Below are 20649 nucleotides of genomic sequence, written 5' to 3'. Positions count from 1 at the left end.
CGCGCCGACGGACACCCGCACCCTGTGCCGGTTTCCCGCCGCCGACTGCGGCTCCACCACCTGTTCGCCTACCTCCTGGACCACAATTTCGTTCCCTCCGATACAGGAAATCGGACCTGTTGCTTCCGCCCGGGCCGCGCCGCTGACCATATCCGCAGGGCCGACAGGTGTGCATCGGTGTATGGGGGGAGGAATTCATCCCCTGGGTAATTCATGCCGGGGAAGAAATGGTCCCCTTTTGCTTTTTCCTCGACACCGGGAAATTTACTGTCCAACTCAGAACTGCGGAGATGCACTTGCTGCCGTGATGCGTCTTGGACCTCGGCCGAAGGAAGCGAGTCACGGATGACCAGAGCCACCCCCACGTCGAGCCAGGTCGTCGCTCCGGCCCCCACGGCACGGGCCGGCCTGTTGCTGCCCGCCGCGCTGGTCGCTGCCTACTACGGTGCCTACATCGCGGTGATGTCCCCGCCCACGATCAGCATGGCGCTGCGCGTGCGTGACGTGGTCGGTGAGGACCGGCGGGTCTCCACGCTGGGCACCGTGCTGTCCGTCGGTGCCTTCGCCGCTGCGATCGCCTCCCCGCTCCTGGGCGCCCTCTCCGACCGCACCACCCTTCGCCTCGGGAAGCGTCGGACCTGGTTGGTGATCGGCCCGCTCGTCGGGCTCACCGGCCTTGCCTGCATCGGCCTCGGCGGCGCGGTGTGGCTGCTGGTCGTGGGCTGGGTGCTGGCGCAGGCCGGCTGGTCGGGCACGCTGATGGCGTCGCAGGCCGTGCTGACCGAGCGCATCGAACCAGGGATGCGGGGCCGGGTCAGCGGGCTGATGGGCCCGGCCATGCCCATCGGGATGGTCGCCGCGACCCTGCTGGTCAGCCTGTTGGACTTCAGTCCCGCGCTGATGCTGCTGGTCCCCGGTCTGATCGGCGTGGCAGGTGCGGCACTGCTCGTCGCCGTGGTTCCCGACGCACCCGCCGACAAGAGCACCCTCCCGCCCTTCGGCCCGCGGGAGTTCTTCTCCAGTTTTTATGTGAACCCGCGCCGATACCCCGCCTACGCCTGGGCGTTCGCCAGTCGGTTCCTGATGTTCTCCGGGGTCTTCATCATCCTCACCTACCAGACGTACATCGTCGCGGACCGTGTGGGATACGGCGGCGACAGCACCGCCGGCCGGGTCTTCCAGTCCACTCTGCTGCTGGGCGCCGGGTCGTTGGTGGCCTCGCTGCTCTTCGGCATGCTCGACGACCGCACCGGCCGCCTCAAGCCCTGGCTCCGCGTGACCGCCTTCGCGTCTGCGGGCGGACTCCTGGTCATGTGCGTCGACAGCTCGTTCGGGATCTTCCTGACGGGCATGGTGCTCATCGGCGTCGCCCAGGGCGGCTACCTCTCCGTCGACCTGCCCATGGTCAGCCGCGTTCTGCCCGATCCCGAGCACGCCGCGCAGGAACTGGGCGTCTACAACCTGGCCCTCGTCATCCCGCAGATGCTCATCCCTTTGTACGGCGCGCTCATCGTCGGGGCCGACGACAACTACCCGCCCCTGTTCGTCGTCGGCGCCGTCTGCTCGGCCCTCGCCATGGCCACGCTCGCGGGCGTACGCGGCGTCAGGTGACCCGCCCACGGCATCCACCCCATGCCCCTCACGCCCTGTGGAGAGACCATGACCACCCCCACCCTCCGCGCGGATGCCCTCATCCTCTTCGGTATCACCGGCGACCTCGCCAAGAAGATGTTGCTGCCCGCCCTGTACGACCTGACCCGCCAGGGCGTTCTTGACGTGCCCGTCATCGGCGTAGGCCGCAGCGACTGGGACGACGAACGCCTGCGCCGGCACGCCCGTGATGTACTGAAGGCCGCTGAAGTACCCCTGGACGGGGGAGCGTTCGACAAGTTCGCCGCGCTGCTGGGCTACGCCCGCGTCGACTACGACGACCCCGTGAGCTTCGACGCACTCGCCGACCGGGTCCGGTCCCACGGTTTCCTGACCCACTACGTCGCCCTGCCGCCGTCCACCTATCCCGTCATCGCCCAGCGGCTGGCCGAAGCCGGTCTGGGCGACCATGCCCGGCTCGTCGTCGAGAAACCCTTCGGCAGCGACCTGCCCTCCGCCCGCGCCCTGCAGAGCGAACTGACCCGGTACTTTCCCGAGGAACGCCTGCGCCGCGTCGACCACTTCCTGGCCAAGGACGTCATCGAGGACCTGCTGACCTTCCGCTTCGCCAACACCACCGTCAACGCCGTTTTGGACCGCCGCTTCGTACGCAGCGTCCAGATCACCATGGCCGAGGACTTCGACGTCGCCGACCGCGGCGGCTTCTACGACGCGACCGGCTGCCTGCGCGACGTGGTCCAGAACCACCTGCTGCAGATGCTCGCCTACTTCGTCATGGAGGCACCACGCACCGGCTCCGCCGCCGACGTCCTCGACGAACGCATCCGAGCCCTGCGCGCCGTCCGTACCGTGCTGCCCGAAGACTTCGCACGCGGTCAGTACGACGGCTACCTCGACGTCCAGGGTGTCAAAGCGGGGTCGACCACCGACACCTACTGCGCCCTGCGTACCTGGGTGAACCTCGACCGCTGGGCCGGGGTCCCCTTCACCATCCGGGCGGGCAAGGCGATGGCGACCACCGCCATCGAGATCGTCGTCGACCTGCACGCCTCGAGCGCGTCGGCAGGGTGGCTCGTGACAGCCACCCAGATCGGCTACGCGACCGGAGCACTGCTGCTGGTCCCGCTCGGCGATGTCCTCGACCGGCGCCGGTTCATCCCTGGAATGATGCTCTGCGCGGCCCTCGCGCTCATCGCCTGCGCCATAGCTCCTTCCCTGGGCGCGCTCCTGGTGGCGACCACTCTCCTCGGGTTCACGACCGTCAGCGGCCAGTTGCTCACCCCGCTCGCCGGTGACCTCACCGACGACACCAACCGCGGGCGCGTGGTGGGGACGGTGGTCTCCGGGCTGCTCATCGGCATCCTCACCTCCCGCACCATCAGCGGACTCCTCGCGGACGCGGCCGGGTGGCGCGCCATCTACTTCGTCGCCGCCGCGGTCTCCCTCGCCTTCGCGTTGCTCCTCAGCCGCGCGATTCCTCCAGTCGCCCCGAAGGTCCACCTGCCGTACCCACGGCTGTTGCTCTCGGTGTGGCAGGTGATCTGGCAGGAGCGCGCGGTGCGCTGGACGCTGTTCCTCGGTGCCACCGCCTTCGGCGTCTTCACCCTGTTCTGGACCGGGCTGACCTTCCTGCTCAGCGCGGAGCCGTTCTCCTACTCGGTCTCCGTGATCGGTCTGTTCGGCCTCATCGGCCTGGCCGGGGCGCTGGCCGCCCGGCGTGCCGGGCGGCTCCACGACCGGGGCAGGTCCATGCCGGCGACCGGGTGGGGGTGGGCGGCGGTCGTGGTCTCGTTCATCGTCGCGGCCTTCGCCGAGCGCTCCGTCGTCGGGATCGTCGTGGCCGTCGTGCTGCTCGACATCGCCGTACAGGGCGTGAACATCCTCAACCAGACACGGCTGTTCGCGCTCGCGCCGGGAGCCCGCAGCCGCCTCAACACGGCCTTCGTCACCTGCAACTTCCTCGGCGGTGCGGCAGGCTCCGCCGCCGCCTCCGTCCTGTGGTCCGTCGGCGGCTGGACGGCCGTCGCGCTGACCGGCGCCGGTCTCGCCTGCGTCGCACTCCTCGTGTGGGGCCTCGGCCGCCGCGGACCGCTCCTCTCCGCGAGAAGCGGTTGAGCGCCCTCCCTCGAACGTCAAGTTTTCTTCCGCTGCTCTAGTAAGGAGTGATTGCGCATGACCACCGCACAGCACAAGATCGGCTCCGGGTTCGACGCCAGGAGCACCGCCGACGATGTCCTCCAGGGCATCGACCTGAGCGGCAAGCTCGCGATCGTCACCGGCGGCTACTCGGGCATCGGCCTGGAGACCACCCGTGCGCTTACCCGGGCCGGCGCCCACGTCGTCGTCCCCGCGCGCAGGCCCGCGGACGCCCGGGGTTCGCTCGACGGGGTCCTCGGCGTCGAGGTGGACGAGCTGGATCTCGGCGACCTGGAGAGTGTTTGCGGATTCGCGGAGCGGTTCCTCGCCTCAAGCAGGAGTGTCGACCTCGTCATCGACAGCGCCGGGATCATGGCATGCCCCGAAACCCGGGTCGGGCCCGGCTGGGAGGCGCAGTTCGCGATCAACCACCTCGGTCACTTCGCCCTCGTCAACCGTTTGTGGCCGGCGCTCGAACCCGGCGGTGCACGGGTCGTCTCCGTCTCCTCCGGCGGCCATCACATGTCCGGCATCCGTTGGGACGACGTCCAGTGGGAGCGGGGCTACGACAAGTGGCAGGCATACGGGCAGGCGAAGACCGCGAACGCGCTCTTCGCGGTGCACCTGGACAGGCTCGCCAAGGACTTCGGCGTCCGCGCCTTCGCCGTGCATCCCGGCGTCATCATCACGCCGCTCCTGCGGCACGTGGCCGAGGAGGAGAAGAGGGAGTTCGGCTGGTTCGACGAGGACGGCAATCTGCGCGACCCGGACTTCTTCAAGACCCCTCAGCAAGGCGCGGCCACGCAGGTGTGGGCCGCGAATTCCCCCCAGCTGGAGGGCCTGGGCGGTCTCTACATCGAGGACTGTGACGTGGCCGAGCCCGCTCCCGCCGACGGCGAGATGCGCGGTGTGAAGGACTGGGCGACCGACCCCGGGCAGGCGGCGCGCCTGTGGGAGTTGTCGGCGGAGCTGACGGGTGTGAACGCGTTCGCCGCGTAGTGGGTGTGGCCGGATGTCGTACGACGTCCGGCCACACACGCGTGACGTTGAGGGCAGCGGTCTCCGCGCCCGCACGTGCCCCGCGTCAGAAGGTCAGGACCAGTCGGCCGCGCAGTCCGCCTGTGGCGAGGAGCCGGTGTGCCTCGGCGGCCTGTTCCGCCGGGAACGTCCTGGCGACCCGAAGAGTGATCTGGCCGTCCTCCGCCTGCTGCCGCAGCCGGTCGAGCTTGGCGTGTTCGCGGGCATAGCGGAACACGACGATCGGCTCGTAGACGATGCCTCGTTCACCGGGACCGTCGTAGCCGCGCAGTGTCACCACCCGGCCGCCGTCACGTACCGCCCGGGCGGTGAGAGCGCCGAGCGACGCGCCGTCGATGAGCCCGTCGACGCCCTCCGGAACCTCCGTGCGTACCCGGTCCGGGTACTCGGCGCCGCGACGCAGGACGATGTCGGCACCGAGTTCCTTGACCAGGGTCTCGTCCTGCTCCGAGGCGTCGGCCACCACCCGCAGCCCGTCCGCCTTGGCCAGTTGTACGGCATAGCCGCCCACCGCACCGGCTGCTCCGGTGACGGCGACGGTCTGCCCGGCCTCCAGGCCGAGGGTGTCCAGGGCCAGGCGCGCGGTCATACCGTTCATCGGTAGCGACGCGGCCTGCGTGTCGCTCACGCCGTGGGGTGCGCGCACCACCGACTCCGCCGGTATGACGACCTGCTCGGCGTAGGCGCCGCGGGAACCGTCAGCGAGCACGAACGCCATCACCTGGTCACCGACGCTGAGGTCCGTGTCCGTGCCCGCGCCGATCTGGTCCACGACACCGGCGGTCTCCATGCCGGGAACGAACGGCGGCCGGGCGTCCGGAGACCGGGCTGGCCCGCTGCGCTGGAGGGCGTCGACCGCGTTGACGGTCGCGGCACTCACCCGGATACGCACCTCGCCCGGACCGGCGTCCGGGACAGGCAGCTCCAGAACCTGAAGCACCTCCGGCCCACCGAATTCCGTGAAACCTACAGCCTTCATGCGAAGCACCTCATTGTCTGACATGCGGTCGTTGAGGTGTCCGACCTTTCCGTCCCGCGTACTCCCGGAAAAGGGGAAGATTCCTGGCTGGGATACGGCCATAGGGGGGACGTATTTCTCCCCCGATGTGTGACACCGCACCGCCGGTCAGCGCTTGTGGGCGCGTGGGAGAGAAGGCTCAGGTAGCCGCGTCGGACGCCGACGGTTTCTGGTCGGCGGTCCAGGAAGCGAGCAGGCGTAGCCCGTCGTGGGAGGGTGTGCCGGGTTCCGCGTTCCACACGATGATGTGCTGGTCGGGATCCGTCCCGCAGGTGAGCGTGTTCCAGTCGAGCGTCAGCTCGCCCACCACAGGGTGACGCAGCTTTTTGACGCCGTTGCCCCGCATCGCGACGTCGTGTTCGGTCCACCACTGCCGGAACTGTGGGTCACGGGCGGAGAGTTCCTCGACCAGTGCGGTGAGAGGCTGGTCGTCGGGGTAGCGCGCGCTCTCCATGCGTAGCTGGGCGATGGCCAGCCGGGTGACCTCCTCCCAGTCGACGTACAGTTCACGCATCCAGGGTTCGGTGAACAGCAGCCGCACGAACACCCGCTCCAGCTCGGGGTAGCGCCCGAAATCGGTCCACAGGGCGGCGGCGAGTCGGTTCCAGCCCAGGATGTCGGTGCGCCGGCCGATGACGAAGGCCGGGGAGGCGTTGAGGTCGTCCAGCATGCGCTGCAGCTGCGGGTCCACCTGCTGGCGCTCGCGGTACACGGTCGGGCGCACCCGCTCCTTCGCGGCGAGGTCGAAGAGATAGGTGCGCTGGGCGTCGTTCAGACGGAGCACCTGGGCGATCTCGTCGAGGAGGGGAGCTGACGCCTGGAGTCGGCCCTGCTCGATCCGGGTGTAGTACTCGGTGCTGATCGCGGCGAGGAGTGCCACTTCCTCACGGCGCAGTCCCTTCACGCGCCTCCGTGGCCCGCCGCGGAGGCCGACCTCGGAGGGGGTGAGCTCAGCACGACGGGCCTTGAGGAACTCACCCAGCTCGTTCAGATGCGGGTTGCGGTTCATGACCTTCAGCCTGGCACAAACGCCGCATCTTGTGAGGGGGACGGATCCGTCCCCTGGCTGATCGGCCAGTGGGCACGATCCCCTCGATCGTGGTAGGGCCCGCAGCCGGACAGATGGCCCGGGGCGCGAGCACGCCACGGGCCACCGGCGGGAGCTTTCCGAGTTGTCAGCTCAGTGCCTTGACCAGCTCCTGGGCGAGGGCAACGGCCGAGACCGGGTTCTGGCCGGTGTAGAGGGTGCGGTCGACCTGGACGTGCGGGGTGAACGGGTCGGCCTCGCGGTAGTCCGCCCCGAGTTCGCCCACGAGGCGGTCCTGGAGCAGCCACTTCGCGCGGTCGGCGAGACCGTTCAGCTTCTCCTCGGCGTTCGACAGGCCGGTGAGGCGGTAACCGTGGAACGGGGAGGTTCCGTCCGGGCCGATCGTCGCCAGCAGTGCCGCGGGGCCGTGGCACACCAGGGAGACCGGCTTGCCGGTGGCGAGCCACTCGGTGAGCAGCTTGCCGGAGGCGGCGTCCTCGGGCAGGTCCTCCATCGGGCCCCACCCGCCGGGGTAGAAGACGGCCACATAGTCGTCGATGTGCACGTCCTCGATGCGCATCGGGTGTGCCAGCTCGGTGGCCTCGCGCAGGGCGGTCCGCATGCGCTCGGCGCCTTCCTCGCCGCCGTTGAAGTCCGCGGTGAGGCTGAGCGCGTCCGCGGTCGGCGGCACACCGCCCGGCGTGGCCGCCGCGATCTCGTATCCGGCCTCCTTGAAGACCTGGTAGGGGCCGATCGCTTCCTCGGCCCAGAAGCCGGCCGGCTGGCGGGTGCCGTCGGCCAGCGTCCAGTGGTCGGACGCGGTGATCACGAAGAGGATCTTCGCCATGGTTGTCGTCTCCTGGTGAGGGTGTCAGCCCTTGAGGGCTTCCTGGAGGATGTGGCTGTCGGCGGCCTGCCGCATGCTCACGGCCTTGCCGTCGCGGACGGTCCACAGGTGGATGAACCGGACGTCGGCCTTGTTCCCGGTCTTCGTCTCGGCGTGGTAGTGGCCGAACACGAAGACATGGCCTTCGTCGTCGGCGTAGAACTCCTCGGGCACCGCGCCGAAGGAGTCGTAGTTCGGCATCGTCCTGCCGAAGAAGTTCTTGGCGGCGTCGTCCCAGCCGTGGTAGACACCGCTGTTCGGGAAGCCGGGGGTGATGTCCCAGATGAGGTCCGGCGCCATGACCTCACTGGTGACTTCGGGGGCCATCCCGGACTCGTACAACCTGCGGATGAGGGCGAGGCTCGGGGAATCGGACATGACGTACTCCTTGCAGGGGGTGGTGGATGGAGCGGGGAAGGGACTCTGGGATCAGGCGACGAGGGCGATCCGCCCGGCGCGGAAGATCGCGGCCTGACGTGCGACGCGGGCGCCCAGGTGCTCCGCGGTGGCGATGTCCGACTTGTGGACTGCCTCCGGGCCGGCGTCGGTCGGGCTCTGGGCGCCAGCGCCCAGGAAAAAGCCCAACCGGTTGATGTCGTCCTCGCTGCCCGTGGTGGAGTCCCAGCCCGGCTGCAGGCCCAGGCTGATCCAGTGCATGCCGTGCTGGGCCGCCATCGTGGCGAAGTAGCCCAGGGTGGACGACTTGTCGCCGTTCTTGGCACCGGAGTTGGTGAAACCCGCGGCGAGCTTGTCCACCCAGGCCTGGGAGAACCAGCGCCTGCTGCTGGCCTCGGCGAACGCGTGGAAGGCCGCGGAGGCGGTACCCATGTATGTGGGGGCGCCGAAGACGATCGCGTCAGCGCCGTCCAGCTGTGCCCACTGCTCGTCCGTGATGGTGTCGACGGAGATCGAGACGACCTCGACGCCCGCTCCCGCCGCACCACGCGCCACGGCTTCGGCGATGACGGCCGTGTGGCCGTAGCCCGAATGAAAGGCGATGCCGACGGTGGGGCGGCCGGGATGGGACATGGTGAACGTGCTCCTCAAATGATTTCTACGGTGGGCTCGGTTCTCCGGGCGTTTGCCCTGGGGGCCTGCTACTGAAGGACGGCGAAGAACTTCACCATCTTGGTGAGCGCCTGATCCATGTACTCGGGAACGTCGTACATGGCGATGTGGGTCGCCCCGTCGACGACGAACAGCTCCTTCGGGCCCTTGGAAAGCTCGTAAGCCTGGTCGCTGAATACCTTTGTGTCCGCCTTGCTCCCCGCGATGAGGAGCAGCGGCTGGGTCAGCAGTTCCGGAATTTGATCGAACGCCGAGAACGCGTACATCCTGTCCATGCTGGTCAGTAGAAAACGGCCCTTTGAACGGGGATGCTGACCACGCGGAGTCCGGTAGTAGTCGTATCCCTCGCGGAGGAGATCCGGCGTGTTGTCGTCGATCTCCTCCAGCGTTTCCGGGACGAACGGGGCGTAGACGGGCTCTGCTCCCCTCGCCTCCGCTGTGCGCTGCTGAGCGACCGTCTCCAGGGTCTTGATCTGCTCGGACACCGGAGACAGATGCCCCAGGAAGCCCCTGGAACCTTCGCCCATCGGAGCCGCGCTGACGGTGGCGACCGCCTTGAAACGGCGTTCGGTCTGCGCCACGCTGATCGCGTAACCGCCACCGGCGCAGATACCGAAGACGCCCATCCGCTCGGTGTCCACGTACGGGAGAGTGGTGAGGAAGTCCGCCGCGCAGCGGGCGTCCTCCACTCTGGTCGTCGGGTCTTCCAGAAGGCGCGGTTCGCCGCCACTCTCTCCCTGGTAGGAGGAGTCGTAGACCACGGTGACGAATCCCTCGGAAGCCAGCCGCTTCGCGTACTGGCCGATGGTCTGTTCCTTTACACCGCCGGCCGGATGAATTCCGACAAGGGCCGGGTATTTTTTATCTTCGTCGAAATTGTCCGGCAGGTGGAGGTGTCCCGCGATCTCTACGGCCTTGTTCCTGAATGAAACAGTCTCGACCATGGCGCCTGTCCCTTTGTCGGCCGCGATCCGCCAATCGGCGGTCCACGCACCATGATTCGCCGGTGTCGAGATGATGTCCACTCGCGATGGGGGGAAGAAATTATCCCCTGGATATGAATTCCCGGGTAGTCACCTCTCCGTCTCATTCCGGGGTACCGAAGACCAGCTCAGGGACGCCGAGGACATTCGTCGTACCTCCGAGTCCTGGTCGCAGGTCGAGTGGGACGAAGGGGAACCCGAGGGCGATCCCCGCATCTCGCTCGGCGTCCCTGAGCTGGTCTCCGGTACCCCGGACGGCCTGATTCCGATCGCGAGCACCGACCGGGCCGAGGTGATCTTCTACGCTCCCAGGGGAGCCTCGGGCCGGGGCTCGCTGTTCATCGAGAACGGCGACTATGAATTCCTTGACTACTCATTCTCGTTCGCGGAGTGGCTCTACCGCTGGCTGGTCGGCTAAGGGCTCGTAACACGATCATGATCGGTGGTTCCTCAGTCGCCTCCAGCAGATGAGGCCACAGGCCAACGACATGAAGGCGTCGTGGAGTTCGGTCCGATGTTCCCATCGGACGGCGAGGCGTTTGAACTGGTGGAGCAGGGCGAAGGTCTGCTCCACGACGTAACGGAGCTTGCCCAGGCCCTTGATGTTCGGTGCACCCTTGCGTGAAATCACCGGCAGGATTTGCCGCTTGCGCAGCTCTTCGCGGTTGGGGTTGGAGTCGTAGCCCTTGTCCGCGGGCGCCCGGGCCGTCCGGCCACGGGAGGGATGCCGTCGACCAGGGCAAGGGTCTGGGTGACGTCGTTTACGTTGGCCGCTGTGGTGATACCTGAACGGGGTACCGCGTCCGTCACAGATCAAATGATGCTTGCTGCCCGTCTTCCGTCGGTCGACCGGCGACGGACCGGTGTCGGCTCCCCATTTTTTCGCGCGGATGTGGGAGCCGTCCACACACGCGCGGGACCAGTCGAGTTCGCCGGCCGCGTTCAGCTCGGCAAGCAAAACACGGTGCAACTGGTCGAAGACGTCGGCCTGCTGCCAGCGGTCCAGACGCCGCCAACAGGTCTGTCCCGAGCCGAACCCCAACTCCAGCGGCAGGAGTTGCCAGGCTATGTCGTTGTGGAGCACGTACACTTCAACAAGATTGTGTTACGAGCTCTAAGGACCCGCAGAAGAACAACCCGTCGATGGAAAACGCGCTGACCTGCGAGGTCAAGTCTCAAAACCCGCAAGTTATTTGTCTGCATGCCCTAAGGAAGCATTTCGCCTTGCTGTCTGAATGATGGCTCGGAAGGGTGCCTGACGGGAGTTTTCCCAGTTCAGGCACCCTTTCGTTTGCCTTTAGAAGAAGCCCAGCTTCTTCGGCGAGTACGACACCAAGAGGTTCTTGGTCTGCTGATAGTGGTCCAGCATCATCTTGTGGTTCTCGCGGCCGATGCCGGACTGCTTGTAGCCGCCGAACGCCGCGTGCGCGGGGTACGCGTGGTAGCAGTTCGTCCACACCCGGCCCGCCTGGATCGCCCGGCCCGCGCGGTACGCCGTGTTGATGTCCCGGGTCCACACACCGGCGCCGAGACCGTACAGCGTGTCGTTGGCGACCTTGATCGCGTCGTCGAAGTCGTCGAACGACGTCACCGAGACCACCGGTCCGAAGATCTCCTCCTGGAAGATCCGCATCCTGTTGTCGCCCTCGAAGATGGTCGGCTGGACGTAGTAGCCGCCCTTCAACTCGCCGTCGTAGTCGAGGCGTTCGCCGCCCGTGAGGATCTTCGCGCCTTCCTGCCGGCCGATGTCCAGGTAGGAGAGGATCTTCTCCAACTGGTCGTTGGACGCCTGCGCGCCGATCATCGTGTCCGTGTCGAGCGGATGGCCCGGCTTGATCAACTCGGTGCGGGCGACGGCCGCTTGGAGGAAGTCCGCGTAGTGGCCGCGCTGGATGAGCGCCCGGGACGGGCAGGTGCACACCTCGCCCTGGTTGAGCGCGAACATCGTGAAGCCTTCGAGCGCCTTGTCGAGGAAGTCGTCGTTCGCCGACGACACGTCGTCGAAGAAGATGTTCGGCGACTTGCCGCCGAGCTCCAGCGTGACCGGCTTGATGTTCTCGGAGGCGTACTGCATGATCAGCCGCCCTGTCGTGGTCTCGCCGGTGAAGGCGACCTTCGCGACGCGCGGGCTGGACGCGAGCGGCTTGCCCGCCTCTACGCCGAAGCCGTTGACGATGTTCACCACGCCCGGCGGCAACAGGTCCGCGATCAGGCTCATCCAGTAGTGGATGGACGCCGGGGTCTGCTCGGCCGGCTTGATGACGACCGCGTTGCCCGCCGCGAGCGCCGGCGCCAGCTTCCAAGTCGCCATCAGGATCGGGAAGTTCCACGGGATGATCTGCGCCACGACCCCGAGCGGCTCGTGGAAGTGGTACGCCACGGTGTCGTCGTCGACCTCGCCCAGCGAACCCTCCTGCGCCCGGATCGCCCCCGCGAAGTAGCGGAAGTGGTCGATGGCCAGCGGGATGTCGGCGGCGAGCGTCTCGCGGACCGGCTTGCCGTTCTCCCAGCTCTCCGCGACCGCGAGCTGTTCCAGATTCGCCTCCATCCGGTCGGCGATCTTGAGCAGGATGTCGGAACGCTCGGTCACCGACGTCCGTCCCCACCCCGGCGCCGCCGCGTGCGCCGCGTCCAGCGCCCGCTCCACGTCCTCCGCGGTGCCGCGCGCGATCTCCGTGAACGGCTGCCCGTTCACCGGGGACGGGTTCTCGAAGTACTGCCCGCGAGCCGGCGGCACGTACTCGCCGCCGATGAAGTGGTCGTAGCGCGCCTGGTAGGAGACGATCGCGCCCTCGGTGCCGGGTGCCGTGTAACGGGTCATCCTGGTCTGCCTCCCGGAACAGCGCTGCCCGCCGTTGGGCAGCTTTTGGCGCGAGGCTAGGGAGCGGGACGTTGCATGTACGTTGCGGGGAAGTGGTGGGTGCGGGCGGGGCGTTGAAGCGGTGGGTGGGGGCGGGACCGGTAGCTGGGAGCCGTCGTCCTGGCGGGAGTGGCCGACGGAGGTGTTGGAGACGGGACGTCCCGGAAGCCGGAAGCCGGAAGCCGGAAGCCGGAAGCCGGAAGCCGGAAGCCGGAGGGCGGAAGCCGGAGGGCGCAGAGGCGGACGGCGGGCGGCGGGCGGGGCGGCAAGTACCCCGCGCCGAGCGCGAGTTACGTCAGTGACCCCCCTGCCGTGCCCACCCGACCGGAGCCGCCAGCTCGGACTCCAGTGCGGCGAGTCGCGAACGCACCGGTGCCGTCGGCCGTATCGCCGCGAGGGCCCGCCAGACGTCGAGGTCGTCCTCGCCCCACGGTGCGTGCGCCCAGTCCGCCAGCAGGTCGGGGTCGCGGCGGGCGATCAGTGCCGTGCGGAGGCCGTCCGCGAGGCGGGTCCTGAGCCGGACCACCGCCGGTGCCTGCGAACCGGGCAGCAGCGGACCCGTGTACGCCGTCGCCGCTCCCGTGACCGCGCCCCCTTCCAGCCGCCGCTCGACGATCGCCACGTCGGACTCGACCGGCGAGGTGAGCCGGTACGGACGCGAGGCGAGCAGGCCCGGGCCCAACAGCCGCCGCAGCCTGGCCAGTTCGGCCCGCAACGTCACCGGCGGTACCGACTCGTCCTCGTACAGCGCGCACAGCAACTCGTCGCCGGTCAGCCCCTCGGGATGCCGGGCCAGCAGCACCAGGATCTCGCTGTGCCGGCGGCTCAGCCTCATCTTGCGTCCGTGGACGCACAGTTGGGCCTCGTCCCGGCCCAGCGCCGTCAGTTCGGGCCCGTCGACGGAGGTCTGCTCCGGTGCGAGCAGCGCCAGTTGGGACTCGGCGGCCCGCGCCACCGCCTGCACGAAGCCGAGGCTGTGCGGATGCGCCAGCCCGTTCCCGCCGGTGATGTCCACGGCACCGAGTACCCGTCCCGTGCGCGGATCGTGCACCGGAGCCGCCGCGCACGTCCACGGCTGCACCCGCCGGATGAAGTGCTCGGCCGCGAACACCTGCACCGGCCGGTCCACGGCGACCGCCGTACCCGGCGCGTTCGTCCCGACCGCGCTCTCCGCCCAGCGCGCACCCGGCACGAAGTTCATCCGGCCCGCCTTCCGCCGGGTCACCGGATCACCCTCGACCCACAACAACCTGCCCTGCGCATCGCACACCGCCAGCAGATGCTCGCCGTCCGCGGCGAACGTACCCACCAACTCCCGGATCAACGGCATCACCCGCGCCAGCGGATGCTCAGCGCGATAGACACCCAGGTCACCGTCCGTCAGCTCCACGCGCGCCGTGCCCTCGGGACCGACACCGGCCCGCGCGGAACGCCGCCAGGAATCGGCCACCACCGACCGCACCGGCTGCGGCACCGTACCCGCCACGGCGAACGTCTCGTGCGCCCGGCGCAGCACCCGCACCCGCTCGGCAGGGTCGGCCCCCGGCTCCAGGGCCACCCACGGATCGGTCAACTCGGCCTCCCCTGAAGTCGATACGACGGCAGTGCAGTGGCGGTACAACGGCGATACGGCGACGACACGACAGTGACACGGCGCCGCAACGGATGCGGACATCGTCACTCCGCAGACGGATCCGGACAACCGTTTCGACCAGCTACGCCCCGAACGAACCGCGACGCTCCCGGATCCGGCTCGCAACCCGCCCTGATCCGCCCCGGCTCAGGCGAAGTTGACCAGCCTTATGTAGCGCGTCCAGTCCCAGTTCGGCCCCGGATCGGTGTGGTCCGTGCCCGGCACTTCGTAGTGCCCGATGATGTGCGCCCGGTCCTTCGGGAGTCCGTACTTCGTGCAGATCGCCGCCGTCAGCCTGGCCGACTGCTCGTACAACGCGTCGGTGAACCACTGGGGTTGGTCCACCCAGCCCTCGTGCTCGATACCGATGCTGCGGGTGTTGTAGTCCCAGTTCCCCGCGTGCCAGGCGATGTCGGCCTCCCGCACGCACTGCGCCACATGCCCGTCGGCCGATCGCACGAGGTAGTGCGCGGACACCTTCTTCTGCGGATTCTGGAAGATGGACAGGGTGTTGGCATACGTCTCCTGCGTGACGTGGATGATCACGTAGTCGAGGGGATAGGTGCCGGGGCGGCTGGACGCCGTGTAGTTGGAGGTGCTCGCCGGCTGCCACTCGGCCGGCGGATAGTCGACGGCCTGCGTCTGCGCACCGGCCTGCGCGTCGGGAAGTAACGCATAGGGTACGGCGGCCAGCGCGGCACCCTTGAGGATGCGCCGCCTGCTCGGAAGCGGTCTTGAACGGTCCACTGCGGGTGCCTTTCAGGGGTCTTCGGGTACGTCGGGTATGTCGGGTTCTTCTGAGTGTTCGGGGTGAGCGGCGGGCTCAGTGCTGGAGTGCCTTCGCGGTCTCACGCAGCCGTGCGTGCAGTCCGCGATGCGTCTCGCGCGCGGGCAGCCATTCCTTCCGGATCTTCGCCACGCAGGTGTAGTTGGTGTCGCACACGTTGGCCAACGGCGATTCGACCGCCTGGGTTGCGAATTGGTAGGCGTCCAGTTCACTGAACCCGTAGTCGCGCACCAGCCAGCGCACCAGGTCGAGCTGGGAGATCCGGAACGCGTCCTCCAACGGGCGTGCCGAACCCGTCGAGATGATGTGCGTGTCCGACTCGATGCGCGGCCAGGGCGTGGCGACCCCCTTGAGCAACTCCACGATCACCACGGTGTTCATCGCGCACTCGACCGCGACTCCACAGGTCTCGCCCTCGCCCTGCCGGGCGTGCCCGTCGCCGAGACTGAGCAGCGCGCCCTCCACGTTCACCCCGAGGTAGCAGGTGACCCCGGCCCGCATCTCGGGCGTGTCCATGTTGCCGCCGTGCGCGTCCGGGACCAGCGCCGAACGCACTTCCAGATTGGCGGGAGCCACACCCACGGTGCCGTGCATCGGGTCGAGAGGCAGCTCGACCTCGATGTCACTGTCCCGCGCGCGGAACAACGCCGTACGGCGGGTCCGGTCCAACTGCCAGATCCAGACGGTCTCCGGAAGCGGCGGCTGCAGCGTCGCCGTGGTGTGCGTCGAGGTGAGCGCGCCGAAGAGGGGGACCGTGGTGGAGGCGGCCCAGTCCCGCGCCGGTTCGATCGACACGAAGTGCACGGCGACCGTGTCGCCCGGCTCCGCGCCCTCCACATGGAAGGGGCCGGTTTGAGGGTTCAAAAAAGGGAACTCACATACCTCGGACACCAGGTCCTTCTCGGACCGTACCCGTCCGGCGAAGCAGTCCTCCGTATACAGGTCGAGGACTGTGCCGGGCGTGATGCGTGCCACGGGCGGGGCGCCGCCGAACGTCCAGGCGTACTCGCCCGGTTCGGGCCGCACCGTCAGGATCCGGGGGTCGTTCATGGCTGTACTGCTCCGTTCTGCGGATGACCGGTGGAGGCGGGTTCGTCGAGATGGACACGGGCGGTTTCGGCTATTCGCTCGGGGTGGCGTCGTAGCAGAACGAGCAGGACCACGAGCCCTGCCGCCATCCAGACGCCGACGACCGGTCCTGCGTAGGACACGGGCGCGGTCAGCTCGGTCACGAAGTCGAAGACCGGGAGGCCTGCCGCGGTGAGCAGGGCGGGGACGAACGCGACGATCCCGAGGAGCGGGACCAACAGGTGGCGTGCAGGCTTGAGCAACTCGCGCCTGCGGCGCAGGAAGTAGCCCGCGCAGGCCAGGTTCACGACGATGTAGACGGCGATGACGACCGTGACGATCACCGTGGCCAGGAGGAGGAACGCGGTCACCGGGTCGTAGGCGAAACCGAGGCCCAGTACGGCTCCCACCGCGACGACGGTCTGCACGGCGATGCCGGCGACGGGGGAGCGGTGGCGTGGGTGCAGGGTGGCCAGGACGCGGGGGAGTACCCGGATGCGGGCCAGGGCGAAGGCGGTGCGGGTCGAGACGGTGGCGCACGCGTTGGCATTGGCGATCGTCGAGTTGACCACGGCCAGGAACACCAGCACCCAGAACAGTCCGAACGACGCGCGGGCCACGCCCTCCCAGGACGCCGCTCCGGAGGCGCCGAATCCGCTGAAGCGGTCCGGCCCGAAGTACACGGTCATGGCGTAGGTCGTCAGCACGTAGAACAGGCCGATCCCCAGGGCCGCGCCGAGCACCGCGCGGTGCATCGTCCGGCGCGGGTCCCGTGTCTCCTCGGCGAGCGGTGCAGCGGCCTCGAACCCGGCGAACGCGAGCACCGTGTAGACCGAGCCGGCGAAGACCCCGCCGAGCCCCGAGTAGTCCTTGCCGACGTGCGAAGTGCCGAACACCGACAGCGTGTTGGCGCTACCGGCCTTGCCGATCAGCCAGACGGCGAACACCAGGAAGACGAGGATCTCGAAGACCCCGAGAATCGTCCCGAAGCGGGCCGAGGCGCGCGCCCCGAACCAGCCCGCCACGGCGATGATCGCGGCGCCCGCGAGTGCCCACGGCCACCACAGGTTCTCCGGATACGAGTTCCACTCCTGGTGCAGGGTGCCCGCCGTGGTGAACCCGAGCTGCAGGAGCAGCAGCGGCGGGACCAGCGCCTCCACGAAGACGTAGCCCCAGCCGACCAGGAAGCCGACGGCCGGATGCAGTCCCTGCGCCGCGTAGGTGGCCACCGAGCCGGCGGCGGGCAGTTCGCGGGCCAGCTCGGCCACGCAGGACGCGGTGAACAGGCAGGCCACCAGGGCGATCAACACCGACAGCGGCAGACTGCCGCCCGCGAAGGCCGCGCCCGACGGGATCGACGCGGCGACCGCGGCGGCCGGCGCCATCGCCGTGATGCTCTGGAAGAGGACCTCGCGCAGCCCGACGGCATCCCGTCGCAGCCCTTGAACTGTCTCCGCCGACACGTGAATCCCCCCTCGTCCACCCGCGTTCGCAACCACACCCGCACCCCGTCGTCACGACACGACGGCTGTGCCTCGCGTGAATCACGGTACGGCGCTTGCGGGTTGGGCAGTAGGGCGTGGCGTGGTTCCGTGGACGGCGGCGGAGTTGTGGACAACTCGATCACTCGAATGGGTGAACTCGGCCCTGTTTCAGGCCTGTTCGGCCAGGTTGTCCCCAGCCCGTTCGGCCACCGAGGCCGGGTCGTCGAGGACGGCCCGCACGATCGAGTGCGCGGCGCCCAGCAGCGGACCCTCGGGCCCCAGCCGCGACACCGAGACCGGACAGGCGGGCCCGGCCGTGCGGCGCGCCAACTCGGCCTCCAGCGACGGCAGTAGCCAGGGCGCGAGTCCGGACAGTGCGCCGCCCAGTACCACCAGCTGCGGATCGAGGAGGTTGACCGCGCCGGTCAGCGCGATGCCGAGCGCCGTGCCGGCGTCGTGCAGGGCACGGCGTACCGCCTCGTCGCCGTCGGCGGCGCGGGACGCGAGCAGGCCGACCCGGTCCGCGCCGGGCTCCAGCCCTGCGGCGCGCAGCACGGCCTCCTCGCCCGCGTACTGTTCGAGGCAGCCGCGCCCGCCGCACGCGCACTCCGGCCCGTCCGGACGCACCGGGACATGCCCCAACTCGCCCGCGAATCCCCGTGTTCCGCGCAGCAGTCCGCCGTCCACCACGACCGCGGCGCCGATGCCGATCTCGGCCGACACATGCAGGAAGTCGCGCGGAGTGGTCCCGCCCAGCCAGAGTTCGGCGAGCCCGCCGAAGTTGGCTTCGTTGTCCACAGTCGGCGGGAGTTCGGCGGGCAGCAGGGCGCCGAGGTCCGTGTCGTGCCAGTCGAGGTTCGGGGCGCGGACGACCGTACGGCCGTCGCGTGCCACCAGACCGGGTACGGCGACCGCGAGCCCGGCCGGCCACAGGCCCTCCGCGTCCGCCTCGGCGACGACCTGCCGTACCAGCGCGGTGAGTTCGGCGAGTACAGGCTCGGGGGAGCGGCCGCGGTTCACGCCGTGTCGCACGGCACGCGCGCGTATCTCGCCGCGCAGATCGACCGCGCAGACCGCGAGGTGGTCGACGCCGATCTCCGCGCCGATCCCGGCCGGACCGCGCCCGCTGACGGCGAGCGCCGATCCGGGGCGGCCCACCCGGCCGGGCCGCTCGGGGCCCAGCTCTTCGAGGAGCCCCGACCGGATCAGTTCGTCCACCAGCGTCGACACCGCCGCACGGGTCAGCCCGATGCGTGAGGCCACCGCCGCACGCGAGAGCGGGCCCTCGGCGCTGACCGTGTGCAGCACGCGCGCGAGGTTGCGGCGGCGCATGCCCTGCTGAGTGTCGGGCAGCGCGCGGCCGGGCCCGGCGGGATGCGCCTCGTGCAGCGGTGCGGTCATGCCTCCGTCAGTCCTCGGTCGGTTGCGGGTCAGCGGGCGTCCGTCCCCCGTTCGAGCAGCGGAGCCGCGTCGGAGAGTACCCCGGAGATCCTGGCCAGCGTCGCCTCGTCACGCTCCACGGCGTCCAGCACCGGCCCCGCGGCGGTGTTCCAGCGCCGGGCCACCGCGGCCGGATCCTCGCCGGTCAGCAGCCCTGCGGCCTGCGCTGCGGCACCGAGCGCGACCAGCTCCTTCGCCTCGGGCACCTGGACCGGACGCCCCGACAGCCGTCGTACGGTCTCCTGCCAGGCCGTGCCCCGGGCGCCCCCGCCGATCAGCAGCAGCGGCGTCGTGCGGTCCGCGTCCTCGTCCAGGACCAGGTCGAGCGCGCCCAGCAGGGCGTGTACGGCACCGTCGTAGGCGGCCTGGAGGAGCTGTCCGCCGGTGGTGTCGTGGCGCAGGCCGTGCAGCAGGCCGGAAGCGTTGGGCAGGTTCGGGGTGCGCTCGCCGTCCAGGTAGGGCAGCAGCGTGACCGAAGTGCCGGGCTCAACGGCTTCCCGGTCCAGGCCCAGCAGGGCCGCGACCCGGTCGACGGCGAGGGTGCAGTTCAGCGTGCAGGCCAGGGGCAGCCAGTCGCCGTGCGCGTCGGCGAAGCCCGCGACCGTGCCGGACGGGTCGGCGGGGCGGTGCTTCGACACCGCGTACACCGTGCCCGACGTACCGAGGCTGAGCACGGGGTGGCCGGCGCGCAGCCCGAGACCGAGCGCTGCGGCCGCGTTGTCGCCGGTGCCCGGGGCGACCAGCGTGCCCTTGGAGAACGGCAGGTCGTGGCAGTCGCGCACCGTCCCCGCCACCTCGCCCGGCCGCACCACCCGGGGCAGCATCGCCGGATCGAGCCCGACATGCCGGAGGATCTCCTCGTCGTACGACTCGGTCCCCGAGGCCCACCAACCCGTGCCGGAGGCATCGCCCCGGTCGGTGGTGCCCTGTCCGGTGAGCCGCTCGGTGAGGTAGTCGTGGGGGAGGCGTACGGCCGCCGTGGCGCGCAGCGACTCCGGCTCGTGCTCGGCGAGCCAGGCCCACTTCGTGACCGTGAAGGAGGCGCCGGGCACGCTGCCGGTGCGCTCCGCCCAGGCCTTCGGACCGCCCAGTTCCTCGATCAGGCGGCGGGCCTGCGGAGCGGAGCGCACGTCGTTCCACAACATCGCCGGGCGTACCGGCTCGCCCTGGGCGTCCAGAGTGACCAGGCCGTGCTGCTGGCCGCCGATCGACACGGCCGCCGCCTCGTGGGCCGCGTCTCCGCACTGGCGCAGGGCCTCGCACAGCGCGTCCCACCACTGGCGGGGATCGCTCTCGCGGCCCGCCCCCGAGGAGACGGTGTGCGGCGCCTGGCCGCTCGCGACGATCCGTCCGGTGGACACATCGACGACCAGTGCCTTCGTGGACTGGGTGGACGTGTCCACGCCGACGACGAGCGGACCCTCGGCTGCTGACATCGGGCTCTCCCTGTTTTTTCCGCGGCTCTGCGGGGCTCTGACCTGGTGTTCTCAAGGCTGTCCGGGGTGCGGTGACCCGTACCCCACTCCTTCAGGGACACGTTGTCCCTTCCCAGAGCTGCGTGTGCATACTAATTTGTAAACCGCCATGACGAAATAGTCGCAGCGAAGCAA

Annotated in this window: 18 protein-coding genes; 4 read left to right on the top strand and 14 right to left on the bottom strand. The window is 69.3% G+C overall.

Annotated features, from left to right (window positions below; translation table 11 throughout):
* Positions 1 to 345: 345 nt before the first annotated feature.
* Genes ACIBK4_RS24915 through ACIBK4_RS24905 form a run of 3 tightly spaced genes read left to right on the top strand, consistent with a single transcriptional unit; the run spans position 346 to position 4746 of the window.
* Entirely contained in the window at positions 346 to 1611 is a 1266-nt protein-coding gene (locus tag ACIBK4_RS24915) for an MFS transporter (protein WP_398997645.1), read from the top strand.
* Positions 1612 to 1659: 48 nt separating this feature from the next.
* Positions 1660 to 3726 (top strand): MFS transporter, encoded by a 2067-nt coding sequence (locus ACIBK4_RS24910; protein ID WP_398997643.1) that lies wholly within the window; start codon positions 1660 to 1662, stop codon positions 3724 to 3726.
* Between the two features lie 57 nt (positions 3727 to 3783).
* The gene (locus ACIBK4_RS24905; protein ID WP_398997641.1) at positions 3784 to 4746 is read left to right on the top strand and encodes an SDR family NAD(P)-dependent oxidoreductase; all 963 of its coding nucleotides are present in this window, start codon (positions 3784 to 3786) and stop codon (positions 4744 to 4746) included.
* 85 nt (positions 4747 to 4831) lie between these two features.
* Here the strand turns inward: ACIBK4_RS24905 and ACIBK4_RS24900 are convergent, their stop codons facing one another.
* From ACIBK4_RS24900 to ACIBK4_RS24875, 6 genes are all read right to left on the bottom strand, one after another.
* Entirely contained in the window at positions 4832 to 5764 is a 933-nt protein-coding gene (locus ACIBK4_RS24900) for an NADP-dependent oxidoreductase (protein ID WP_398997639.1), read from the bottom strand.
* Between the two features lie 178 nt (positions 5765 to 5942).
* Positions 5943 to 6812: a helix-turn-helix domain-containing protein gene (locus tag ACIBK4_RS24895; protein ID WP_398997637.1), complete on the bottom strand. Its 870-nt coding sequence runs from the start codon at positions 6810 to 6812 to the stop codon at positions 5943 to 5945.
* A gap of 166 nt (positions 6813 to 6978) precedes the next feature.
* Entirely contained in the window at positions 6979 to 7677 is a 699-nt protein-coding gene (locus ACIBK4_RS24890) for a type 1 glutamine amidotransferase domain-containing protein (RefSeq protein ID WP_398997635.1), read from the bottom strand.
* A gap of 24 nt (positions 7678 to 7701) precedes the next feature.
* Positions 7702 to 8094: a nuclear transport factor 2 family protein gene (locus tag ACIBK4_RS24885; RefSeq protein WP_030942728.1), complete on the bottom strand. Its 393-nt coding sequence runs from the start codon at positions 8092 to 8094 to the stop codon at positions 7702 to 7704.
* A 51-nt stretch (positions 8095 to 8145) separates the two neighbouring features.
* Positions 8146 to 8745: an NAD(P)H-dependent oxidoreductase gene (locus ACIBK4_RS24880; RefSeq protein WP_398997633.1), complete on the bottom strand. Its 600-nt coding sequence runs from the start codon at positions 8743 to 8745 to the stop codon at positions 8146 to 8148.
* Between the two features lie 68 nt (positions 8746 to 8813).
* Positions 8814 to 9809, bottom strand: a complete 996-nt coding sequence (locus ACIBK4_RS24875; protein ID WP_398997631.1) for an alpha/beta hydrolase — start codon at positions 9807 to 9809, stop codon at positions 8814 to 8816.
* Between ACIBK4_RS24875 and ACIBK4_RS24870 the strand changes: the two genes are divergently transcribed.
* Complete coding sequence (locus ACIBK4_RS24870; protein WP_398997629.1) at positions 9799 to 10185, top strand: hypothetical protein; 387 nt, start codon at positions 9799 to 9801, stop codon at positions 10183 to 10185. The two genes, ACIBK4_RS24875 and ACIBK4_RS24870, sit on opposite strands and share 11 nt — an antisense overlap.
* A gap of 15 nt (positions 10186 to 10200) precedes the next feature.
* On the opposite strand, the gene ACIBK4_RS24865 is transcribed toward ACIBK4_RS24870, so the two are convergent.
* The 8 genes from ACIBK4_RS24865 to xylB form a co-directional block, all read right to left on the bottom strand.
* Entirely contained in the window at positions 10201 to 10857 is a 657-nt protein-coding gene (locus ACIBK4_RS24865) for an IS5 family transposase (RefSeq protein ID WP_398997627.1), read from the bottom strand.
* Positions 10858 to 11064: 207 nt separating this feature from the next.
* The gene (locus ACIBK4_RS24860; protein ID WP_398997625.1) at positions 11065 to 12588 is read right to left on the bottom strand and encodes an aldehyde dehydrogenase family protein; all 1524 of its coding nucleotides are present in this window, start codon (positions 12586 to 12588) and stop codon (positions 11065 to 11067) included.
* A gap of 334 nt (positions 12589 to 12922) precedes the next feature.
* Positions 12923 to 14200: a GAF domain-containing protein gene (locus tag ACIBK4_RS24855; protein WP_398998262.1), complete on the bottom strand. Its 1278-nt coding sequence runs from the start codon at positions 14198 to 14200 to the stop codon at positions 12923 to 12925.
* 207 nt (positions 14201 to 14407) lie between these two features.
* Positions 14408 to 15007, bottom strand: a complete 600-nt coding sequence (locus tag ACIBK4_RS24850; RefSeq protein ID WP_398997623.1) for an N-acetylmuramoyl-L-alanine amidase — start codon at positions 15005 to 15007, stop codon at positions 14408 to 14410.
* A 76-nt stretch (positions 15008 to 15083) separates the two neighbouring features.
* Entirely contained in the window at positions 15084 to 16097 is a 1014-nt protein-coding gene (locus tag ACIBK4_RS24845; protein ID WP_398997621.1) for an acetamidase/formamidase family protein, read from the bottom strand.
* Positions 16094 to 17578 carry an APC family permease gene (locus ACIBK4_RS24840; protein WP_398997619.1) on the bottom strand — a complete coding sequence of 495 codons (1485 nt, stop codon included), beginning with the start codon at positions 17576 to 17578 and terminating at the stop codon, positions 16094 to 16096. The genes ACIBK4_RS24845 and ACIBK4_RS24840 overlap by 4 nt, the downstream gene beginning before the upstream one ends.
* 189 nt (positions 17579 to 17767) lie before the next feature.
* Positions 17768 to 19000, bottom strand: a complete 1233-nt coding sequence (locus ACIBK4_RS24835; RefSeq protein WP_398997617.1) for an ROK family protein — start codon at positions 18998 to 19000, stop codon at positions 17768 to 17770.
* Between the two features lie 29 nt (positions 19001 to 19029).
* Complete coding sequence (xylB, locus tag ACIBK4_RS24830; protein ID WP_398997615.1) at positions 19030 to 20475, bottom strand: xylulokinase; 1446 nt, start codon at positions 20473 to 20475, stop codon at positions 19030 to 19032.
* Positions 20476 to 20649: the final 174 nt, after the last annotated feature.

It is taken from the genome of Streptomyces sp. NPDC050528 (assembly GCF_044457795.1).
Lineage (GTDB): Bacteria > Actinomycetota > Actinomycetes > Streptomycetales > Streptomycetaceae > Streptomyces.
This window is presented reverse-complemented; position numbering and strand designations above follow the sequence as displayed.